The 23097-nt window shown below is 44.5% G+C and carries 14 protein-coding genes; 9 read left to right on the top strand and 5 right to left on the bottom strand.

The window, feature by feature from the left end; genetic code table 11:
- The 6 genes from AC37HE_RS10755 to AC37HE_RS10730 all read left to right on the top strand — a co-directional run.
- Positions 1-1741 (top strand): glycoside hydrolase family 2 TIM barrel-domain containing protein (locus AC37HE_RS10755; protein ID WP_500782844.1); only part of this gene is annotated, 1741 nt, incomplete at its 5' end.
- 310 nt (positions 1742-2051) lie between these two features.
- On the top strand, positions 2052-5111 hold the full coding sequence (locus AC37HE_RS10750; protein ID WP_500782843.1) for a glycosyltransferase family 117 protein: 3060 nt from the start codon (positions 2052-2054) through the stop codon (positions 5109-5111).
- Positions 5111-5752, top strand: coding sequence for a polysaccharide deacetylase family protein (locus tag AC37HE_RS10745; protein WP_500782841.1), 642 nt, complete (start codon positions 5111-5113; stop codon positions 5750-5752). Before AC37HE_RS10750 ends, AC37HE_RS10745 begins: the two co-directional genes overlap by 1 nt.
- Positions 5753-5787: 35 nt before the next feature.
- On the top strand, positions 5788-7059 hold the full coding sequence (gene purD, locus AC37HE_RS10740) for a phosphoribosylamine--glycine ligase (protein WP_500782840.1): 1272 nt from the start codon (positions 5788-5790) through the stop codon (positions 7057-7059).
- A 43-nt stretch (positions 7060-7102) separates the two neighbouring features.
- On the top strand, positions 7103-8086 hold the full coding sequence (locus AC37HE_RS10735; protein WP_500782839.1) for a DUF6427 family protein: 984 nt from the start codon (positions 7103-7105) through the stop codon (positions 8084-8086).
- A 10-nt stretch (positions 8087-8096) separates the two neighbouring features.
- A complete protein-coding gene (locus tag AC37HE_RS10730; RefSeq protein ID WP_500782838.1) occupies positions 8097-9746 on the top strand; it encodes a carbamoyltransferase C-terminal domain-containing protein in 1650 nt (549 codons plus the stop codon).
- A gap of 335 nt (positions 9747-10081) precedes the next feature.
- Here the strand turns inward: AC37HE_RS10730 and AC37HE_RS10725 are convergent, their stop codons facing one another.
- The 3 genes from AC37HE_RS10725 to AC37HE_RS10715 form a co-directional block, all read right to left on the bottom strand.
- Positions 10082-11692, bottom strand: a complete 1611-nt coding sequence (locus AC37HE_RS10725; RefSeq protein WP_500782837.1) for an SGNH/GDSL hydrolase family protein — start codon at positions 11690-11692, stop codon at positions 10082-10084.
- Positions 11693-11874: 182 nt separating this feature from the next.
- On the bottom strand, positions 11875-13167 hold the full coding sequence (locus tag AC37HE_RS10720; protein WP_500782836.1) for an efflux RND transporter periplasmic adaptor subunit: 1293 nt from the start codon (positions 13165-13167) through the stop codon (positions 11875-11877).
- A gap of 85 nt (positions 13168-13252) precedes the next feature.
- On the bottom strand, positions 13253-14500 hold the full coding sequence (locus tag AC37HE_RS10715) for an aspartate kinase (RefSeq protein WP_500782835.1): 1248 nt from the start codon (positions 14498-14500) through the stop codon (positions 13253-13255).
- 440 nt (positions 14501-14940) lie between these two features.
- Here AC37HE_RS10715 and AC37HE_RS10710 point away from each other — a divergent pair, with 440 nt between their 5' ends.
- Positions 14941-16401: a TrkH family potassium uptake protein gene (locus AC37HE_RS10710; RefSeq protein ID WP_500782834.1), complete on the top strand. Its 1461-nt coding sequence runs from the start codon at positions 14941-14943 to the stop codon at positions 16399-16401.
- Positions 16402-17030: 629 nt separating this feature from the next.
- Here AC37HE_RS10710 and pgeF read toward each other — a convergent pair.
- Both pgeF and AC37HE_RS10700 read right to left on the bottom strand, forming a co-directional pair.
- Entirely contained in the window at positions 17031-17801 is a 771-nt protein-coding gene (gene pgeF / locus AC37HE_RS10705; RefSeq protein WP_500782833.1) for a peptidoglycan editing factor PgeF, read from the bottom strand.
- 92 nt (positions 17802-17893) lie between these two features.
- Positions 17894-18568: a Crp/Fnr family transcriptional regulator gene (locus AC37HE_RS10700; RefSeq protein WP_500782832.1), complete on the bottom strand. Its 675-nt coding sequence runs from the start codon at positions 18566-18568 to the stop codon at positions 17894-17896.
- A 131-nt stretch (positions 18569-18699) separates the two neighbouring features.
- On the opposite strand from AC37HE_RS10700, the gene AC37HE_RS10695 reads away from it, so the two are divergent.
- Positions 18700-19590, top strand: coding sequence for an ATP-binding protein (locus tag AC37HE_RS10695; protein WP_500782831.1), 891 nt, complete (start codon positions 18700-18702; stop codon positions 19588-19590).
- Positions 19591-19755: 165 nt separating this feature from the next.
- Positions 19756-21408 carry a hydroxylamine reductase gene (hcp, locus tag AC37HE_RS10690; RefSeq protein ID WP_500782830.1) on the top strand — a complete coding sequence of 551 codons (1653 nt, stop codon included), beginning with the start codon at positions 19756-19758 and terminating at the stop codon, positions 21406-21408.
- The last annotated feature ends 1689 nt before the right edge of the window (positions 21409-23097 follow it).

Raw genomic sequence — 23097 nt, 5'->3', positions numbered from 1 at the left:
TGAAACAGAGATTAAAGATGCTGCCGGAAATGTCCTCGCATCAGGTTCTGCACAAACCCTGTTTGGTGACGAGTTTGAGCAAAACATAGCTTTGAAGGATCCGCAGTTGTGGAGCCCGGAATCGCCAACACTCTATTATGCCGAGTCGAAATTATACGATGAAAACGGTCAGCTGCAAGATGAGCAAACCACTCGTTTTGGGGTTCGGACGATCAGCTATAAGGCTGGCGAAGGATTTAAGTTGAATGGCAAGGTCCGTAAGTTTAAAGGCGTTTGCTTACATCACGACTTAGGACCCTTGGGAGCTGCTGTCAACAAAGCGGCTTTGCGGCGTCAGATTCAAATTATGAAGGACATGGGTGCCAACGCCATTCGTAGTGCACACAATATGCCCTCGATGGAACAACTGGAGCTTTGCGATGAAATGGGGATGCTATTCCTTGCAGAGAGTTTCGATGAGTGGAAAAAGCCCAAAGTGAAAAATGGTTACAACCGTTTCTTCGATAAATATCACGAAAAAGACATCGTTAACCTGGTCGATGCAACACGTAATCACCCTTGTATTGTGATGTGGAGTAGTGGTAACGAAGTTCCCGATCAGCATGGGAGCGCAGGGGTGAAACGCGCCAAAATGCTGCAGGATATCTTCCATCGTGAAGATCCCACTCGCCCGGTTACCGTAGGTATGGACCAGGTGAAAGCAGTGATGGAATCCGGCTTTGGAGCAATTATGGATGTGCCCGGACTGAATTACCGAACGCATCTTTACGAAGAGGCTTACGACCGTTTCCCGCAAGGTTTGTTGTTAGGCTCCGAAACGACTTCCACCGTGAGCTCTCGGGGGATTTATAAATTTCCGGTTAAGAAAGCGGTTGGTAAAATGTATGATGACGGGCAGTGTTCATCGTACGATTTGGAGTACTGTAACTGGAGTAACCTGCCGGAAGATGATGCGGTGTTACAGGATGATAAAGATTGGGTGATTGGAGAGTTTGTCTGGACCGGGTTCGATTACTTGGGCGAACCGACTCCTTACGACACCTACTGGCCATCTCGCAGTTCGTACTTTGGTATTTGCGATTTGGCGGGTTTACCGAAAGATCGTTACTACTGGTATAAGAGTCGATGGAATACCAACGAACCGACCTTGCACATTTTACCGCACTGGAATTGGAAAGGCATGGAGGGTGATACCATCCCTGTTTTTGTGTATACCAGCTACAAGAGTGCCGAGCTTTTTGTGAATGGCAAGAGCATGGGGGTTCGAACTAAAAACAACAATTCGAAACTGGAACGCTACCGCCTGATGTGGAACGATGTGGTATACGAACCCGGAGAACTAAAAGTGGTGGCATTTGATGATAACGGAAAGCCTGTCGATGAAAAAGTAATTCATACAGCGGGCGAGCCCTATCGAATCGTACTGGAACCGGATCGGTCAACGCTTGATGCTGATGGGAACGATATCAGCTTTGTAACCGTATCGGTGGTTGACCAAAACGGCATTCCTTGTCCAACAGCGACCAATCAACTAAGCTTTAAAGTTGATGGTGCCGGTACGTATCGAGCCGCTTGCAACGGTGATGCAACATCGCTGGAGCTATTCCATTTGCCAACGATGAAGCTTTTCAGCGGGAAACTTGTTGTATTGGTGCAGAGCACAGAACAAGCGGGAGATATAACCCTGCAGGTTAAAGGAAAAGGATTGAAAACAGGAAAGCTAACAATTGAATCGAAGTAGGGATATGGTCCGGGAGATTATTGTTTCAATCGGAGAACTCGTTTGTTAGAAGCTTGTTAAAATGCCTTAATTTAAGGATCGAATTGGCGACAGTTGAAAGAATGTACTATCTTCGCAAACATAAAAATTGAAATTAGGAGAATGCCGTACCTTTTTAACTTAGATGGCTATTGCTAATCAGTTGTTTATGGCCATGTGGTGAGGTCCGGATTTTTTCGTTCCAATGAAGTATTTCAATTGCAGGAGACAAGCAAAAACAACACGAAATTATAGAAACAGGTCGACGACCTAAAATGAAATCATTGAGAAGATGAAGAACTACAAAATGCTTAATAATATCACCGGATGGGTGGTATTTGTTATAGCTGCAATCACTTATCTGCTGACCATTGAGCCGACAGCAAGTTTTTGGGATTGTGGCGAGTTTATCACTACCTCATTTAAATTAGAAGTTGGTCACCCGCCGGGTGCTCCTTTTTTCATGATTTTAGGTCGGTTTTTTACCTTGTTTGGTTCGCCCGAGCAAGCCGGTAAACTCATGAACTCCTGGTCGGCTATTGCCAGTGGTTTAACAATTCTGTTTTTGTTTTGGTCCATTACGCATTTGGCCCGGAAGATGATCAAATTTGACGGTCAGCCAAGTCTGTCTCAAACGATTGCGATATTGGGGAGTGGGGCTGTTGGTGCCTTAGCTTATACCTTTTCAGATACTTTCTGGTTTTCGGCTGTTGAGGCTGAAGTGTATGCAACGTCATCTTTGTTTACAGCGATTGTGTTTTGGGCAATCCTGAAATGGGAGAACGAGGCCGACGAGCCACATGCCAACCGCTGGATCATTTTCATTGCTTATATGGTCGGTTTATCCATTGGTGTTCACTTGCTGAACCTGTTGGCAATTCCGGCAATTGTATTTGTTTATTATTTCAGAAAATATAAAGCTACCCGGAACGGTATTATTATCAGTTTTATCTTGTCAATTGTGCTGCTTGGTGCAGTAATGTACGGCATTATTCCTGGCGTTATCACGGTTGCATCCTGGTTCGAGCTATTGTTTACAAACGGGTTTGGGTTGCCGTTTAATACCGGAGCAATTATTTACGCTATTCTGTTAGTGGGTCTGCTGGTTTTCGGGATCTGGTATACTTACACCAAGAAGAAAGCCTTGCTGAATACAATCCTGGTTTCAGTTACTGTAATCCTGATTGGCTACTCTTCTTTTGCCATGATCGTTATTCGTTCTTCTGCTGATCTTCCGATGGATCAAAATAGCCCGGACAACGTATTCAGCTTGTTAGGTTACCTGAACCGTGAGCAGTATGGCGATCGGCCGTTGTTGTTTGGCCCGTATTACAATACGCCGCTGGATAAAGAGACTCCCTATGTAAAAGATAAGCCTTATTACATCAAGAAAAATGGTAAATATGTGGTAGCCGATGTGCGCCAGAAACCGAAATACGATTCCAGTCTGACAACCTTCTTCCCTCGTATGTGGAGTAGACAAGCTGATCATATTGAGGATTACAAAGCGTGGGCCGGTATCAAAGGGAAACCTGTAACTATTACCGGCGATGATGGGAAGCCCAAGACGATTATGGAGCCTACTTTTGGCGAGAACCTGACGTTCTTCCTGCGTTATCAGGTTGTTCACATGTACTTCCGCTATTTCATGTGGAACTTTGTCGGGCGACAAAACGATCTTCAGGGGCATGGTGATCCGCTGAACGGAAACTGGATTAGCGGGATTAATTTTATCGACTCTGCACGCTTGGGCGATCAGTCTGATTTGCCGGATAAATACAAAAACAATAAAGGACGAAATACCTATTTCTTCCTGCCATTAATACTTGGTTTGATTGGTGCGTTTGTGCACTATCAGCGTAATCAAAAGGATTTTTGGGTGGTGATGCTGCTATTCATCATGACCGGTTTGGCCATTGTTGTTTATCTGAACCAGTATCCGCATCAGCCTCGCGAGCGTGACTATGCTTTCGCAGGTTCATTTTATGCCTTCGCGATTTGGGTCGGGCTCGGTGTGTTGGGCTTGTATGAGTTGTTAAAGAAAAAGGTCCCCGGAACAGTTCTGGCCGGTGCGTTAACGGCGATCTGCCTTTTGGCAGTTCCCGGACGGATGGCTGCTGAAAACTGGGATGATCACGATCGTTCAAATCGTTATACTTGTCGCGACTTTGGGGCTAATTATCTGAATACCTGTGCGCCAAATGCGGTTATTTTTACCAATGGCGATAACGATACATTCCCCTTGTGGTACAACCAGGAGGTTGAAGGTGTACGGACCGATATGCGCGTTTGTAACCTGAGTTACCTGCAAACCGATTGGTATATTGACCAAATGGAGCGTAAAGCATATACCTCAGAACCGCTGCCGATCAAATTCACACACGATCAGGTTGTGCAGGGAACGAATGATGTGGTATACCTGATGGATGATCCGCGGTTGAAGGGGCCTGTTGAGTTGCATAAGGCTCTGGATTTTGTTCGCGATAAAGATCCAAGAACGAAATTGACGCAGGCTGATAACGCTTCGTATATTCCTTCTAAAAAACTATTCCTGAAAGTTGATAAGGAAGCGGTCATTCGGAATAAGGTTGTTCCGCCCGAAATGTACGATCAGATTGCAGATACCATTTTCATCGATCTAAGCAAGAAAAATTACCTGGTAAAAGATGAGTTGATGGTGCTCGATATGTTGGCAAACTCTAATTGGGAACGTCCATTGTATTTTGCGATCACTGTTGGCCGTGATAAATACCTGGGCCTTGAAGATTATTTCCAGCTGGAAGGTTTCGCCTACCGTTTCACTCCGGTGAAAACCAAATCGAACGGTTTATATATTGGAACGGTGAATACCGACAAAATGTATAAGCATATGATGGGGGATTTCAAATGGGGTAATATGAACGATCCGAAGGTTTACATTGACGAAAATAACCAGCGGATGATGATTAACATTCGGAATAACTTTAACCGGTTGGCCGAAAGTCTGATTCAGGAAAATAAAAAAGATTCCGCTATTCAGGTGCTTGATCGCTGTTTGGAGCTAATTCCTAAAAATATCGTTCCCTATAACTATTTCTCACAACAAACTGCGGCCGACTATTTTGCAGCCGGAGCAACAGCGAAAGGGGATACGCTGATGCGTGACATCATGAAGGATTATAAGGACGAGATGAACTACTACCTGAATATGGATAGTGACCTTCAGGCATCGGTTGATGAGCAAATGCAGCGAATTCTGTATTTCCTTCGCGATATGGGAATGACATCTGAAAAGTACAAGCAAACTGACTTGGCGAAAGATATTACAGATCAGTTTAACGACTTTTTAGGACGATACGGAAGTCAGCGCTAATGCATTTCGTTCATCCGAACATCCGGTTGCCTCATCTGCTGACCCGTTTGTTTCCGGGAGCAGTTTTTCGGGTTCCAACAAAGAGCCAGGAGGTCTTTCTGACCTTCGACGACGGACCCATTCCGGAGGTAACACCGTGGGTGCTTCGGTTTTTGAAAGCTGAAGGATTGAAGACTTGCTTCTTCTGTGTTGGCGAAAATGTCCAACGACATCCGGAGCTGTTTCAACAGGTGCAGGATGAAGGACATTTGGTTGGAAATCATACTTTCAACCATATGCAGGGGCTCAGGAATGACGATGAGACTTACTACCGGAATATTGAAAAGGCCGCCGGCTACATTCCCGGTAAGCTGTTTCGTCCGCCACACGGGTTGTTGCGTATTCGTCAGTTTAAAAAGTTGAAGGCCGACTATCGATTCATTATGTGGGATATCATTAGCCGGGATTTTGACAAACGATTGACACCTGAGCAGGTAAGCCAAAATGTATTGCGAAATGTGAGGCCCGGGTCGGTGATTATTTTTCACGATTCGTTGAAGGCCGAAAAAAATATGAAACAAGCATTGCCTCTGGTGATCCGGGGCTTGCGGGAAAAAGGATTTAGCATTGGCGATCCGCAGTCTCTGTTTGAAGAGAACTAAATCTTATATTTGAACTTGTTAAAACGATTGATATCATGTTGAATATTCTTGTTATCGGTTCGGGTGGTCGCGAACACGCCATGAGCTGGAAAATCAAACAATCTGAAAAAGTAAACCAACTTTTTATTGCACCGGGAAATGCGGGTACCGCTGAGCTGGGTGAAAATATCCCGGTTGGCGTAAGTGACTTCGAAGGGCTGAAAAAAGTAATTCTTGAAAAGAAAATTGACTTAGTTGTAATCGGTCCTGAAGTGCCCTTGGTTGAAGGATTGCATGATTTTATTCTGGCTGACGAGGAACTGAAACAGGTCAAAGTGGTTGGCCCTCAAAAAGAAGGTGCACAATTGGAAGGAAGCAAGGACTATGCTAAAGCTTTCATGCAACGCCACGATATTCCAACAGCAAAGTATTTAACGGTAACAGCCGGTAATCTGGCTGAAGGTGTCGCTTTTCTGGAGACCCTAAAAGCACCTTACGTGCTGAAAGCTGATGGTTTGGCTGCCGGTAAAGGTGTGCTGATTATTGAAGACTTGGCTGAAGCGCAAGCATCGTTGAAAGAGATGCTCGATGGTCAGTTTGGTGCAGCAAGTAGTAAAGTTGTTATCGAAGAGTTCCTCTCAGGAGTTGAATTATCCGTTTTTGCCATTACTGATGGGAAAGATTACCAAATTCTTCCGGAAGCAAAGGATTATAAACGCATTGGCGAAGGTGATACCGGTTTGAATACGGGTGGGATGGGAGCTATTAGTCCTGTTCCTTTTGCCGACGAGCTCTTCATGAAAAAGATTGAAGACCGCATCGTAAAGCCAACTGTTGAAGGACTTAAAAAGGATGGCATTCCTTACAACGGATTCGTGTTCTTTGGATTGATCAACGTGGATGGTGATCCTTTTGTTATCGAGTATAATGTTCGCATGGGTGATCCCGAAACGGAGGCTGTAATGCTGCGAATTAAGTCGGATTTTGTCGACTTATTGTTGGCTGCTGCCGAAGGTACTATGGGTGAGCAAAAAATTGAAATTGACGAACGTGCTGCTGTTACTGTCATGTTAGTCAGCGGCGGTTATCCCGGTGATTATAGCAAAGGAATCGTGATGAGTGGTTTTAATGCCACTGAAAACAGTATTTTGTTTCATGCCGGAACCAAGCAAAAAGGTAACGATGTGGTAACTGATGGTGGCCGTGTAATTGCGATCAGCTCCTATGGAACGGATATGAAGTCGGCCTTGACACAGTCGTATGCTAATGCTGAGAAAATTAATTTTGAAGGAAAATATTACCGCAAAGATCTGGGATTCGATTTATAAGAATCCCGGATTTTCCCTATAACGGAAAATCCAATTTTCGAGAATGATATTACGGTTTCTTAAAACAAATCAGGCTTATCATTTCATTACGATACCACTGTTCGTTTTGATCTTGTGGTTTCGTGCTTATATCAGTCCGGAAAGCTTTCACTTTTTTGCGGGCGAGGATCAGATGCTCCTGTTTCACCCATTCGTTGCCTTGGATGAGTGGTCGCCGCTGGTTAGCAACCTGCTAACAATTGGCCTGACTTTGATGCTTGCCTTTCTGATTCTCCGGATGAATTCCGTGTATTCCTTTATCCGGGTGCGCACCTTTTTGCCCTCCAATGTGTTTGTGCTCATCCTTAGTGGGCTGGTGACCTTACACCGTTTACATCCGGTTTATTTTGGTGCCTTGTTTTTACTGTTAGCCATTAACCGGATTTTTGGGGCTTATGAGATCAAAAAACCAAACTCCAATGCCTTTGATGCCGGCTTCCTGATTGGTGTGGGATCTCTGTTCTATTTCAACCTGTTATTTTATTTCCCGATTGTTTGGATTGGCTTTGTATTGATTCGGAAAAACCCGGAATGGCGAAATTTTATTCTCCCGGTTTTGGGCTTGTCGATTCCTTGGCTATACGGATTTTCCTATTATTTTTTCGCCGATTCATTACCGGAATTGGGGCAGACCATTCGTCAGAATTTCATGACATCCAATAATTTTCTGGAAGCGAATCTGAATTTTCAGATTTATCTGGGAGCCTTGATATTCCTGACCTTGCTGGGAAGTTTCTTTTTGATTTCGCAGCTAGACGAAAAGAAGGTAAGTACCCGAAAATATTTCCAGATTTTCTTCGTCGTGTTTGTCATTTCGGTAGCTATTCTGTTTTTAGTCCCCTCGGTTTCGCAGGAAATTTTGGTGATTATGGCCATTCCTTTAACCTTCTTGTTTTCAAACTACCTCATTTTTATGCGCAAGCAGTTTTGGGGTAACTTATTTGTTTATCTGCTGATCGCCTTAGTGATTTACATGCAATTTGGATAGGCCGATGGATATGAATAAGCCAACATTAGCTATTTACGGAATTCAGGATCGCGATGAATACGAACATCCTTTCTATGTGCACGATCATAATATGTGCATCATGGAGAATGGACAGGTTCGTGATTTTGTGCAGCTGGAGCGGGTAACCCGGCATAAGCGCGACAATAAGCTGCATTTGAAACTGGAGGACTTGCTGCGCGATAAAAAGCTGTTAGCAGAGGAGTTCGACCTGGTTTTTGTTGATAATGTAGTTGGACGGGCCTTTATCAATAAGAAAGGAACTGTTCGGTTTGAAGCACCAATGAACCGCCTTTTGGCTACTGATAAGGAAGAGGGCCGTTGTTGGTGGTTTGGGCGACAGCAGGAGGCTTGGGTGTTAAATCATGAGCTGGCACATATCTTTACCTGCTTGCCTTTTTACGGAAATCTCAAGCAAAATAGTTTGTTGGTGCATTTTGATGGTGGAGCCAGCCAAAGTAATTTTTCGGCCTGGACCTACCGGAATCAAAAACTGGTAAAGCTGTCAGCACATTGGGATTATAAATTCCTGACCTCGATTTTTAATGCCAATGCGTTTGTGTTTTCGGTCATTGGCTCCAAGCTGAATGAGCAGAACAGTGTCCCTGGGAAATTTATGGGTCTGGCAGGTCATGGTGAGTACCGTTACGAGCTGGAGACCTGGTTGCGTGAACATGAGTTCTTCGAAAATATTTGGAGTAAGAAATCAGCCTTTTTTCACGAGGTGAAAAAGCACTGGAATGTTGATTTGCGCTCCTTTGATCAGCGTCATCCTTTCATTTTGGATTGTATGGCTACCTTGCACGAGATTTTCGTTCGCGAGACCGTGCAGATCTTTCGGCTTTTACAGGGACAAACGTTAACGAAAAATCTGTATTACAGTGGTGGTTGCGCTCTAAATATCGTTGCCAACACCCGTTTGGTAAAGGAAAAGATCTTCGACCATGTTTTTATACCGCCTTGTTGCGATGATTCTGGTTTAGCATTGGGTGCAGCAGCCTTTCTGGAATGGCAAAAGTATGGCGAGTTGAAGCAACACACACCTTACCTGAACAACTGGGGACTCGGGACAGATGCCGTTGAGGTTGAGACTCAGGAAGTAGAAAAGGTGGCTAAACTATTGCTAAAGGAAAAGATTGTGGGGGTATGCAATGGTTTTGGTGAAGCTGGTCCGCGGGCTTTGGGGAACCGTAGTTTGCTGGCTGTTGCAAATAGCAAGGAGTTGTCCCGAAAGCTAAGCATGAAATGCAAAGGGCGTGAATGGTATCGGCCGTTGGCCCCGATTATGCTTGAACGAAATGCCCGGTACTTTACCGGACTGCCCAAAATTGATTCGTTAAGCAAGTACATGTTGCTCGATTTTGAAATTTTACCGGAGCTACGATCGGAGCTAAGCGGTGCCGTGCATGCCGATGGAACAGCCCGAATACAGACCATCTTCAATCGCAACCAGAATCCCTTCCTCTGGGACCTCTTGATTTATATGGATGAAAAATATGGTATTAAAGCATTGATTAACACTTCTTTTAATGCGAAGGGCGAGCCGATTGTTCACACTGAAAAAGATGCCTTGAAGGCTGCCAATAAAATGGGAATTTCGGGTCTTGTCTTGAATGGAAAATTACGGGAATTACCGTATTGAAAAGGATTTTGATTTAAGATATTTTTGTCGTAAATTGTATTTCTCATTGATTGAACCGGTTCCTCAAGGAACAGATTGTACCCTTCCAGAAGTCAACTAAGATTAGAAGTATAATACTTTGTGAATAATCTTTTTTTGTTGGCGTATGAAACACCTACTCATCATTTTCGATCTTGTGATTGCTCTGCAAAAATTAAATAAAGACATTTTTCAGTTGAAGTTCGACAAGAACTGAAAAATTTCCCCATCTCTTATATTCTACATATTTCAACAAAAATCCCGGCTCTTTCCCCCATTAGAACCGGGATTCCTCTTTGTATTAACCTGAGCTCTGCCTACTGCTGATTAATCCATTTCACAATCTCCGAAGCTAAGCAGAATTGTCCCGGAGCAAGCAGGTGAACACCATCTGCAGTTTTGTGCTCAAAATCGGGTTTTAGTGTCCAGTAGGTATTCAGGAAGTTAATGTCCTCCTTCTCAGCCAGCTTCGCAAACTTCTTGTTATTTGTTTGAATACGCTTGTCACCACCTTCGTATTTCACCGGGTTTGCTTTTGTCCCATCCATTGGCGAGGGCGAAACCCAACAAATTACAGGTGTTTTCTTGCCATGGTCGCTCAAATAGGTGCGAACCATACTGATTAGCTTCTCAAAGTTCGCATAAACCTCCTTTTGGCGTTTTGCAAATACTTTCTTGGTATCGTTGGTGCCGAGGTTAATAAACAGGTAATCGAAGTCTTTTCCATCGCCTAATTCAGTGTAAGCTTCATCCAGGTAACGATCAATATTTCGTAAGGTGTTTAGTTCTTCCCGGTTCAGGTTATCGAAACCGATGGTATTCCCGGCAATCGACCGATTGACCAGCGTTGAATAAGGGAGTAATTTCTTAAGCTGTTGTGTCCAGCTGTAGGGGAAGGTTCCGTTCGAATCACCAATCGTCAATATATTGAAGTGTTTGCTTGTCGATTTCTTCGTTTGATCTATTAGCGCAAGGGCTTGAGGGACCAACATCTCGTGGGTACCGTCGAACAAGGTAAACGAAAGATTGGGAAGTTCTTTTTGCAGTTCAATCTGTCGGCCTCCTATTTTTGCATTGACATCAGCTTCCGGGTTAATTTGCTTGGTCAATAATGAATAGGCTTCTGTTTGGCTGATTTTGGACTCTGCCTTGTCAGGATACATCTCATCAACCAGTTTGTTGTACATGTTGATTGACTGAGAAATTGGAACAGAGCCGGTATATCCATCATGAATTCCGGCATAAATATGGAGACTTGCCCCTTTTCGTTTTTCTGCCTGGTAATTCATGAAAAGGGGAGATCGTTTACGGGCATTTGCAGCGTCGAAGCCATGGCCGTTGGTGGTTACTTGTTCCAGGTGTGTGGCATATTTCAAATTGCGGCCTTTGCACTCCCAATACCAATTTTCGAGATCGGAGATGGATGCCCAGGCATTGAAACTTTTCACCGGGTAGTTGATTTGCATAAATGCCAGTAAAGTGGCATAACCTCCTCCCGAAACTCCGATAATGTGAACTTCGGTTGTATCTACATTACCATGTTTGATGGCGTAATGGATGGCGTCTTCGATATCCGGAATTACCTTGTTGCTGCCACAAGCTTCCGGCTTGGTGTTCGATCCTCGAAAATCGGGGTGGATATAGTTCCAGCCGCGCAGTAGAATTTCATCGGCTAAGGGATCTTTTTGCAGGTAATCGCCGCTCCAGGTGTGCAACGAAACAATTAAAGGCTGTGGTTCCGACTCGGAGCTGGCATGAAAAATAGCCTTTTGCAAACTTGCATCGGCTGTGGATTTAATTTCGACCTGATTAAAGTTTTTGGGCCAATCCTTGTTGATCGTATTGTCCCAAGCTGTCTTTCCATCTTGAGCTCCTGCAAACAGCGTTAATAAAGTCAGGAACATCATCACTGAAATTTTTTTAGTCATCTTTTATTTTGTAGTAGTTAGTAGTCGATAAGGATTGAAAACAAGCTTTTTCCTGAATCCTTATTTTCGGAGGTTTAAAAGTAGAAATAATGAGCTTTGTCATCAAAGAAGTGTTCCCTGAAATGCCGAAGCTTAACAAGGATTAACGTTTTAAATGTTAAACGGATGGCTTGTCGTTCGTTTTATTTGTCGCTCTTAAACAAATCCTTCTCCTGCACCGCTTTCACCTCGGTGCTGTCTTTCAGGATTCGGCTAACAACATTGAACGGCCCGGTAATGATTTCATCCCCAGCCTTCAACCCGTTCAAAATTTCGATATTCTGATTATCCTGAATTCCGGTTTCGACAGTTTGTCCGAAAGCCCGACCATCTCGTATCACGAAGATGACTTCCCGCTTTCGTTCTTCCTGTTTTGTCCCGTTGATACTATCCTCTTCGGCCTTTTCAACGCGGGTAGTAACGGCTTGTATGGGAACCGAAATCACATTGTCGCGGGTTTCTGTTTGAATATCGACCGTGGCTGACATCCCCGGACGAAAAGGATAGCGGTTCATTCCGATGGAGTCAATGAGGTCGGTGTACGAATCCTTTAGCATCAGAACTTTAACATCGAAGTTGGTTACCTGGTCGCCCGAGGTTCCACTCGTATTGGCCGAGTTGGCAATTTCGGTTACCAGGCCTTTGAACTTGCGTTTCAGGTAAGCGTCAACTTCAATCAGTGCTGTATCATTGTTCGACACTTTGACAATATCGTTTTCATTCACCTCAACCTTCACTTCCATTTGTTCCAGGTCGGCAATTACCATCAGTTCGGTACCTTCGTACATGTTGGTGCCGACTACACGTTCACCTTTTTCCACATTCAGGCGCGATACGGTGCCATCCATCGGAGCATAGATTTTTGTTTTGGTCAGTTCTTCCTGTGCTTCTGCAACCGATGCTTCATTCGATTTCACTGAGAATTCGGCTGATCGTACTTCAGCTTTGGCAATTTTAAAAGATGCATCAGCCGATTCAAAATCGGATTGCGCAATGGTTTGCTGATCATACAAGGTTTTGGAGCGGTTGTATCCTAACTCGGCTTCCATGAGTCGGGCCTGTGCCTGCGCCAGAGCTGCTTTGGCGGCATTTAATCCTGCCTCAGCACGGTTGAGCGATTGAATGTAAATATCTGGTTTTATGACGACCAGTAACTGTCCTTTCTTTACATCGTCACCTTCCTTCACATCCAGCGTAATAATCTCACCGGAGACGTCGGGGCTGATTTTTACTTCCGTTTTGGGTTGAATTTTGCCATTCGCGGTAATCAGCTCGGTGATCGTTTTGCTTTCCACCTTTTGGGTAACAACATTGACAAGGTAATCTGAACCAATCCAGCCTTTCTTTTTGCCAATAATCAGCACGATAATAGCAACGAGAGCAACCACCAAGAGTATTGGCAACAGCTTCTTCTTTTTCCTGGTTTTTTTCTGCATGGTTCGGTTAGTAAGATAAACGTAAAGGTTAAATCGATCTCTAAAAGTACAATTTATTGATCAGTTTGTCTTTCATTTCCAGGGCTTATTTCAACACCATGCGTACGGTGCGCCGGCTTTTTTGTTCCATAAGCACTTCCCGGCCATGGCTGATCTTAGCGAGCGATTCATCATTGTAAAAACGAATGGTTGCCAGGATCAAATCCGTGTTGTAACGTACATCAAATGTTTTTCGCAATTCCACCAGAGCCGACTCCAGACCTACTTCAGGCTCGTCGATGCAAAGCGAAAGATCGATTGCCGATTGCTGAATGAGGTTTACCTTGATTCGGTTGGCTTTGAAAAAGCTGAAGACTTCGGAAAGTATGTCGATGCCAACAAAGGAGAAATCGTCGGGTGACAAGGTAATCAGTGCCTGCTTTTTCTTCAGGATATACACCGGAACCAGTTCCAGTTGGTAGTCCACTTCTTTTATGACTGTTCCTGCTTGCTCCGGGAAATCGAAAGGACGTACAAACAACGGGATGTTCTTGTTCCGTAGTGGTTTGATGGTTTTGGGGTGTATAACCTTTGCGCCGGAATAGGATAATTCGATCGCTTCTTTGTACGACAACACTTCCAACTTTTCGGTATCCGTAAAATCGTTCGGATCAGCATTTAAAACACCGGGAACATTCTTCCAGATGGTTACACTTTCAGCATTCAGCAGGTTTGCCAAAATAGCTGCAGAAAAGTCGGATCCTTCGCGCCCCAGTGTTGTGGTTTGGTTGGTGGTTGTTGAGCCGATAAAACCCTGAGTAACGCACAAATCAACCCCGTTGAATGAGAAATTGTTATTGACTAACATGGCCGACCATTTCCAGTCGACAGTCGCTTCGCGGTAGGTCGCATCGGTGCGTAAGCTATCGCGTACATCGACCCATTTGTTGGGTATGCCGTTTTGATAGAGGTAGGCTGAAACGATGGCTGTTGATAGCAACTCGCCATAGCAAACAACCTGGTCGTATTCATAATCAAACTGAAGTGAGGGAACGCGGGTTAACCGTTCTTCCAGCGAAGCCAGCAAATTGTGCACCTGCTTCAGGTTAGCTTGTTCAATGGCTAGTTCCTCAATAATTTGTTCATGGTAAGCTTTTATTCGTTCCAGAATCTCCGGCATTTTCCGGTCTTTCTTATAATAACTTCGAACCAGTAATTCTAATTCATTGGTTGTATTTCCCATGGCCGAAATTACCATCACCTTTCTCCCCGGATACATCTCCAATATTGATGTGACATTTTTAATCGCTGGTGCCGAGCTTACGGATGCTCCTCCGAACTTAAAGACTTTCATAAACGTATTATTTATTTCTAAAAAGCTATCTGATCAGGGCTGTGTGCCCTTTTGTGTTATTTAATTTGCCGGCAAATGTAGTGATTTCCATCGTTCGTAATCACCTTCTGTCGGGCTGTTTTTAAGGTTGAAACAGACTCAGCTACAAGATACAGTATCCCGTTAGGGGGAGCAAAATTTTGAAGAAATATTGAGGCGAAATTTAAAAACCGAATCAATGGCGATGTTACTTTCTTCTTAATTTGCTTTGTGATTATTAAAAAAGATCGTGCTAATCGATTTGACATACGATGATATTTCTAATTTCGTGCCGCTGTTTAAGAAGTAGACTCTTGTCAGGTATTTGATAAATCTTGTTTAAGTCTGAGCTAAATAGTTCGTTCAAAATAAATAGCATTAGGTAAGTTGTTTTATTTTTATTTGAATAATTTAGGATCGCTTTGAAGCACAGGAAAATAAATATCTTCATCATCATCCACATCATCTCAGTCATCATCTTGTTTGAAGGACTGTTCATGATTCCTGCGTTTATTGTTTCCCTGATTTATAAAGAACATATCAGTCCCGATTTGATCCGGGCTATTTTCCTGACTCTTGGCATTGGTGCTGTGTTGAATGTCAGCACGCGCAAATCGCACAACGCTGAACCAGGTGTTCGTGAGAGCTTGGTTATTGCTTCTTTTGGATGGATTATTCTGGCTTTGGTTGGAAGTTTTCCCTACCTGGTAACAGGAGCAATCCCCCATTTTGTTGATGCTTTTTTCGAATCGATGTCTGGTTTTACAACTACCGGGTCGTCAATTCTGACTGATATTGAAGCATTGCCCAAAAGTATTCTGTTTTGGCGTAGCCTTACCCATTGGATTGGTGGAATGGGGATTATCGTGCTGGTGATTGCAATTATGCCCTTCCTGAAAATCTCCGGAACCCAGCTTTTTAGCTCTGAGGCATCGGTTGTTGTCGAAGAAAAGGTGAGTACCAAGATTAAATATGTGGCCCAAAATATTTGGATGATCTATGTTGGCTTTACCGTTTTGGAAACCATTCTGCTGATGTTTGGCGGGATGCCCCTATTCGATAGTATTTGCCACTCTTTTGCGACTGTTGCCACAGGCGGTTTCTCAACGAAGAATACGAGTATCACCGATTATTCACCCTACATTCAATATGTAATTACCATTTTTATGGCTTTGTCCGGGATCAATTTTGCCTTGCATGTGCTGGCGATAAAAGGACGATACAAACAAGCCCTTAAAAACCAGGAACTTCATTTATACCTGAAGGTAATTATCGGGGTTGGGTTTATCCTTACTTTCATTTTGTATTTCAATCAGCAGATTACATTCGAGAAGGCTTTTCGCGATTCCTTTTTCCAGGTTGTATCGGTCATTACAGCCACCGGTTTTGCGACAGCCGACTACTTAGTTTGGCCAATTCAGGGGATTATCCTGATGGCTTTTTTAATGTTGGTTGGTGCTTGTGCCGGGTCAACCGGTGGAGGGGTGAAAGTTATTCGCCATGTGATCAGCCTTCAGTATCTGAGACGCAGTATCCGAAGGGTTATTCACCCCAAGGCGGTGTTTAATGTGAAGTACAACAATAAAATGTTGAATACCTCGCAGGTCAGTAGTGTGATCACCTTCATTATCATTTACTATGGGGTGGTGATCATCGGAACCTTTATCATGATGATCCTGGGAAATAGCTGGCCAACTTCATTTGGTTCAGTTCTCACAACAATGGGAGGTGTAGGGCCTGGTTTCGGCTTGGTTGGTCCTGCCTCGAACTTTTCGATGTTGAGCGACGGATCGAAATACCTGCTTTCTTTCTCCATGCTTTTAGGACGTCTGGAAATTTTCCCGGTTCTGACCTTGTTTACCGGTTGGTTCTGGCGAACTTAAAAATGGATTAAAGTTCCAAGTTGCGAGTTTCAAGTTGCGGTTATAGTTACCCCTAGGGGCTAGGGGGTTGCTACTCTTTGCTGGTCACTCAATTGTTAACCGTTAATCAATAATCGGAAATCGTTAATCAATCCCTTTGCGTCTTCTCCGCGGTTAAACATTCGCGCGTTTACCAGCATCGTGATATCCTGAGGTGGGCGTATTTCTATTGATGTCGAAGCCCTCCCGAAGCAAGTTCGGGACAAGTAATGGGCCAGGGATCTTGTGGCTCCTTCAATCCATCAATCCTTCTATCCGTCATTGGTAACAAGGCCAGGGAGGACTCAATCCTTGAAATGTAGAATATCGAATAACCAATAAAAAATGTAGAAGTAAGAAAGCGCAATTCTCTAAGTTTCGAGTTTAAAGTTTCAAGTTACCACGACTGCGACTGACCACTTTCCCCTCGCTGGTGCGCGATTGTATTGCGTTCCCTTTTGAAGTTTGAAATTTTAAATCTGGAATTTGAGTCAAATATGAAGCTCTTTCAATCCTTCATTCCATCTATCCTTCAGTCATTCGATCTGTCATTGGTAGGAGAAGTTTTTCGCAACGATGAAACAATCTTTACGAAACGTTCAGACCTAATCTTAACGTAGCATAATGCCGCTTGCCATTCGGCCGGTTGCTGCACCGTCGCGTCGTGCCGAATAGAACTCCTTGTCGCCATTGAATGAGCATAATCCCATCACTTCAATTTGAGCTGATGGCACCCCGGACTTTTCGAGCTGTGTTTGGTTGGCTTTCCATAGGTCGAAGAAGGCTTTGCCGACCTTCCCGTTCGAACTTAAAAGTTCAGAATGGTTTTCAAAGTTGGCTTTTACAGCTTCAATAACATCGTTGCCAACTTCGTAATTCGGTTGTGAAATTGACGGCCCAATGCCCGCAATCAGATCTTCGGGTGCACAGTGAAATTCAGCAATCAACCTTTGTACCGTTTGGCTAACAAGTTGGTTGACGGTTCCCCGCCATCCGGCGTGAATAGCTGCGGTGACCTTTTTCTCCGGGTCGTAAAGGAGGATAGGAACACAATCAGCGGTTTGTACGCAGATGCACAATCCCGGAACATTGGTCACCAAAGCATCTGTATCCGTAATCTCGGCTCCATTTAAAGGTTGGGTGACAATTTTTATGTGGTTGCTGTGCGTTTGCCGGGGGAAGACCAGTTGCTCTTGTTGAATTCCTAAACCGGCTGCCAGTTCTTTGCGGTAATCCAGGTGCGCTGTTCCTGTGTCTCCTGTGAAGCGGGTTTTCCCATCACCTTCCCAGCTGACTTTCGTCGTGGTGAAGTGAAGGAGATTATCACTCCTCAATTGGTCGAATTGATAAAATAGCTTATTGCTTCTTCTAAATTCCTTCATGATACGATATTATTGCAAACTTTAACTGTATCCCGCCTAAAGGTGCTAAGTTCCAGCTGAATACTGTGACTGTCCCCTGCGACTATTCCCGATTAGCCTTTCAGTAAATCATTCATTTTCTGTTTATCCAGAATGCGAATGGTACGGCGTTGTACCTCAATGAGATTTTCCTCGGCCATCTCACCTAAGGCGCGGGCCAGCGATGGACGTGTTACAGCAAAAAACTCAGCTAGCTGCGACTGCGAAAGTGGTAATTCAACCACAGCGAGGCGATCACCCGCCAAATCCAACAGGTAGTGGGCAATCTTTTGGCGAATGGTTCTAAAGGATAGAAACTTGATGCGTGATGATAAAAACTGGGCGCGTGAGGAAATCGAATTCAGGTAATTAGTCAATATGCGTTGATCTTTTTGCAGAATTTTCAGGAACTCGGGGCGGGAGATCCAGAGTAAACTGACCTCCTCGTTGGTGATGACATTCACCGGGAACCGATTATTCTGCCCGAACAGAAAAGCCGAAGCTAGCGGGCGTGGGGCAGGGATGTCTTCAATCTTAATGGTTTTACCGGTGTAGTCGGACATCTCGCCTTTCACACTTCCTGACAACACGATCAACAGATCCTGACAGGGATCGCCGGCATAAACAACTTGCTCGTTTTTGCCGTAACGCCGAATCTGAAAATGTATACCATCCATAATTCCTTCAAGTTGAGTCGCCTGAAGACCTTTAAAGACGGGTGACTTGACTAATAATTCAAAATTTAGCATAGAAATTAGCTGTTTGTAACATTTGGTACACTTTTCCAAACAGGTACATCTTACATTTGTTGTGTAAATCAATCGGAAATAGTTGATTTGATCGTAGAGAGAAGATTGAATAACAACAAAAACTGAATACAATGATACGAGAGATAGTTAAAATAGACGAAGAATTGTGTAACGGATGTGGGGTATGTATTCCAAACTGCCACGAAGGAGCACTTCAGATTATAGATGGGAAAGCCAGACTCGTTAGTGAGTTGATGTGTGACGGACTGGGTGCCTGCCTGGGACATTGTCCGCAAGGGGCGCTTGAAATAGAGAAGCGCGAGGCGGATGAGTATGATGAAACAGTCGTGATTCAGCAGATGATCTCGAAAGGGGCCAACACCGTGATTGCTCACCTGAAACATTTGAAAGATCACAACGAAACCGGTTTTTTGAAAGAGGCTGTAGGTTATTTGCGTGCTCATCAGAATGAAATTGAACTGGATGTTCCGGCCATCCTGAGTGCGGTTCATAACAGCAAGCCCGAAGGACACGCTGAAAGTGGTGGCTGCGGCGGCGGTTGCCCCGGATCGGCTCCGGTGAGCTTCGAAAAACCAGCCTTCATGATGGCGCCACAACAACCTGTTGCAGGAAACGGGAAAAGTGAGCTGCAGCAGTGGCCGGTGCAAATGCACCTGATTAACCCGGCGGCAAGCTACTTTAACGGTGCTGATCTGCTGGTCGCTGCCGACTGTGTAGCCTTTGCCCATGGCGATTTTCATGGAACATTTATCAAAGGCAAAAAAGTGGTTATTGCCTGCCCGAAACTGGATGAAGGAAAATCCATTTACCTGGAGAAATTAATCCGACTTATTGACGAGTCGAAAGTAAATACCATAACGGTCGTTATTATGGAAGTACCTTGTTGCGGCGGACTTTCGCAACTGGTACAAATGGCCACCGAACGTGCTAGCCGCAAGGTGCCTGTGAAAGAAATTGTGATCGGGATTCGGGGAGAAGTAGTGGCTGAAGAGTGGATCTGATCTAATGTAAGCCGGACATAACGAGGGAATCCGGCTTACTTCCCTTCAAATAATCAACGATGTTTTACTGTCCTGAACCCATTTCAGGAGTCTTTCGGAAGCAGCAAAATTTGCTTCCCCGGGATTGTATTGTCTAAAAATTAAACCAAATAAAGAAGAAGTGTTATGGAAAATATGTTTTGTTTTCAATGTCAGGAAGCAGCCAAAGGAATAGGCTGTACCATCAAAGGGGTTTGTGGTAAAACCAGTGATGTTGCTAACCTGCAGGACACCCTGTTATTCGTTTTGAAAGGTGTTTCAATTTTAAATACCCAGCTGAAGGAAGTTGGACAGGCCGATCCGGCTGCTAATAAAGTGGTATTCGATGGTTTGTTTAGCACCATCACCAATGCGAATTTCGACCACACTGCGTTTGTGATTCGCATTAAGAAAACCCTGAAGTTTCGCGACGAGCTAAAAGCAAAAGTAGTTGCTGCCGGTTTGCCACTTGGCGATCACGATTCCATCCACTGGACGGCTGTTACCGGTGAGGAGTTTGAAGCCAAAGCCAAAGAGGTTGGCGTGTTGAGCGACGCCAATGAAGATGTTCGTTCGCTGAAATCATTGATCATTTACGGGCTGAAAGGTTTGGCTGCTTATGCCGAGCATGCTTATAACCTGAAGCATGAGAAGCAGGAAATTTTCGATTTCATGATGGACGCGCTGGCCAAAACAACCCAGGATCTGACTGTTGACGAGTTGGTTGGGCTGACCCTGGAAACCGGTAAATTTGGTGTTGACGTGATGGCCTTGCTGGATGCGGCTAACACTTCGGCTTACGGTAATCCGGAAGTAACCAAAGTAAACATTGGCGTACGTAACAATCCGGCGATCCTGATTTCGGGACACGACCTGCGCGACATGGAAGACCTGCTGAAGCAAACCGAAGGAACCGGCGTTGATGTGTATACCCACAGCGAAATGTTACCGGCCAACTACTATCCTGAATTCAAGAAATACGAGCAGCTGGTGGGTAACTACGGTAACGCCTGGTGGAAGCAAAAAGAAGAGTTCGAATCATTCAACGGACCGATTCTCTTTACCACTAACTGTATTGTTCCTCCACTGGAAAAGGCAAGCTACAAAGATCGCATCTATACGACCGGAGCAAGCGGCCTGGCAGGAGCGACCCACATTCCGGATCGCAAAGATGGCGAAATGAAAGATTTCTCTGCGATTATTGAACATGCGAAGAAATGCGCAGCTCCAACTCAAATCGAAGAAGGTGAAATTGTTGGTGGATTTGCCCATAACCAGGTGTTTGAGTTGGCCGAACCAATTGTTGAGGCTGTAAAATCGGGCGCTATCCGCAAGTTCTTTGTTATGGCTGGTTGCGATGGACGTATGATGAGCCGCGACTACTACGAAGAATTCGCTACCAAACTACCGAAAGACACGGTGATCCTGACTGCAGGATGTGCTAAATACCGTTACAATAAATTGCCTTTGGGAGATATCGGCGGCATCCCTCGCGTAATTGACGCCGGACAATGTAACGACTCCTACTCACTGGCTGTTGTCGCATTGAAACTGAAAGAAATTTTCGAGTTGGACAACGTAAACGACCTGCCAATCGCTTACAACATTGCCTGGTACGAACAAAAAGCGGTCATCGTGTTGTTAGCACTGCTTGCCCTCGGTGTGAAAAACATCCACCTGGGACCAACATTACCGGCCTTCCTGTCGCCCAATGTGGCTAAGGTCCTGGTTGAAAACTTCGGAATTGGCGGTATCACAACTGTTGACGAAGATTTGAAACTGTTCCTCGAAGAAGCTTAACAAGAAGTTCGTAATAACCTGAGTTCGATTTTAAAATGATTCACAGCTTTAGCTCTTTTTGATCAGAAACTTTCACTGGTTTTCGCAGTACTATCGGGATAATTCAAGAAAATCGGAGGAAGTTTATGACAAAAAGAGCAAAGCCCTAAGGGGAAAGTCATTCTCACGCCATCTTTTTATTTAAAAACTCCTCGATATAACCCGTTATGACTTCGCAGTTTTAAATAAAAACCTGACGCAATTATGACTTTCTGTGAAAATATTTTAGAATCGAATTCAGGTTAATACACCATAAAATCGGTTAGTTTGAAAACATGAAAGGGCGTCCGTTTGGATGCCCTTTCTTTCTGAAAGTTTCTTCTGTTTTTACTTTGTATCTAATGTATAATGGACCCACCCTGGCCCTCCCTCGCGAGGGAGGGAAATTCCGACAAAGTCGGAATGGGAGGGTCAATCTGATTCATAAGAATCCACTTTCATTCCTGTTGGTGATTCCCCGTAATCATGAATGTTTTTTGTGAAAGTCTCTTCTTTAGATGTTTCAGTGAATGGTCTTTCACTTCTAATTGGTATAAGTAAGGTTATTTTGTACCGGACCGATTTTCATTTTGATTCCGGCTTTGATACAAATAGGTCAGGTTCGCAAATGGAACATTACAGTAAAAATGCAAGTTCGAAGCGCACCCCGCCTAATGAAAAGGAGCGTTAAGAAACCAGTTGGAACGTGCGTTAAAAAATTGGCCCTGTCCGACGAGTCCGATTTATCGGGGGAGGAGTTTGAACAATTTTAGCACGCGGAAACCGGTTTTAGCTCTTTTTCATTCAGCGGCGGCTCTTTTTGATTCCTTTTTCCAGCTGCAGGGAAAAGGAATAGCCTGTCCGGCTTGAACAAAAAAGAGAACAGGACAGAAAAGGATCATTCAAACCATGCGGCGCATGTAGAATCTTTACAACAAGCAACATAGTGCGTGCGCCAAAAGATGCAAAACCACTCCACCCCCGGGTGCCGCTTGATTCCGACATTCGTCGGAATCCCACTCTACCCGGGGCTACCCATATTTCACCCCGCTGGGGTGAGTCTTTTTGAATTCCTGTCGGGTTTCGTAGCCGCCCAACTGTGGCAGCTAACCTGATGGTCCATTTCATTGCCGCCAAAGGGAGGCTGCATTCCCTATGGTCGATTTTGTTGCCGACAACGTACGGCAGCTTTTTCGAGGGTCGATTTCTTTGCCGCTGACGAGAGGCTGCATTCCCGATTGTCGGTTTTGCTACTGCTGACGTATTTTGTCGTTCCGGAGGCTCGGATTTGTAGCCGCCAAAGGGAGGCCGCTTTTTCGAGGCTCGGATTCGTCAAAAAAGTAAAAGGTCGTGATAACGGAGGCTCGGATTCATTGCCCGGAGTGGCAGTTCATGGTTTCTGAGGCTCGGATTCGTTGTCCCAAGTGCCGGTTTATCGTTTCCGAGGCTCGGGTAGGGTGAGAAAGTAAACGCTCGGTATTTCGGAGGTTTTACACAATACCCCAAGTTGCTACTGACCGGGTGACTTCGAGTCACCCGGTCAGTAGAGCTGGCTTATAATTTCTTTTTGGAATGAAAACCGTTCCAGAACTTTTCGTTGTACTTGGTATCCTCGAAATAGCTACGGTCGGTCAGCAATTTGGGCGATGGCTGAAAGTCGAGCAGGGCTGC

The organism is Mangrovibacterium sp., assembly GCF_059905295.1.
This window is presented reverse-complemented; position numbering and strand designations above follow the sequence as displayed.

Excerpts from the sequence above, each read along its gene's own strand:
- AC37HE_RS10750 (WP_500782843.1), top strand. The coding sequence starts at position 2,052 with ATGAAGAACTACAAAATGCTTAATAATATCACCGGATGGGTGGTATTT.
- AC37HE_RS10745 (WP_500782841.1), top strand. The coding sequence starts at position 5,111 with ATGCATTTCGTTCATCCGAACATCCGGTTGCCTCATCTGCTGACCCGT.
- purD (WP_500782840.1), top strand. The coding sequence starts at position 5,788 with ATGTTGAATATTCTTGTTATCGGTTCGGGTGGTCGCGAACACGCCATG.
- AC37HE_RS10735 (WP_500782839.1), top strand. The coding sequence starts at position 7,103 with ATGATATTACGGTTTCTTAAAACAAATCAGGCTTATCATTTCATTACG.
- AC37HE_RS10730 (WP_500782838.1), top strand. The coding sequence starts at position 8,097 with ATGAATAAGCCAACATTAGCTATTTACGGAATTCAGGATCGCGATGAA.
- AC37HE_RS10725 (WP_500782837.1), bottom strand. The coding sequence starts at position 11,692 with ATGACTAAAAAAATTTCAGTGATGATGTTCCTGACTTTATTAACGCTG.
- AC37HE_RS10720 (WP_500782836.1), bottom strand. The coding sequence starts at position 13,167 with ATGCAGAAAAAAACCAGGAAAAAGAAGAAGCTGTTGCCAATACTCTTG.
- AC37HE_RS10715 (WP_500782835.1), bottom strand. The coding sequence starts at position 14,500 with ATGAAAGTCTTTAAGTTCGGAGGAGCATCCGTAAGCTCGGCACCAGCG.
- pgeF (WP_500782833.1), bottom strand. The coding sequence starts at position 17,801 with ATGAAGGAATTTAGAAGAAGCAATAAGCTATTTTATCAATTCGACCAA.
- AC37HE_RS10700 (WP_500782832.1), bottom strand. The coding sequence starts at position 18,568 with ATGCTAAATTTTGAATTATTAGTCAAGTCACCCGTCTTTAAAGGTCTT.
- AC37HE_RS10695 (WP_500782831.1), top strand. The coding sequence starts at position 18,700 with ATGATACGAGAGATAGTTAAAATAGACGAAGAATTGTGTAACGGATGT.
- hcp (WP_500782830.1), top strand. The coding sequence starts at position 19,756 with ATGGAAAATATGTTTTGTTTTCAATGTCAGGAAGCAGCCAAAGGAATA.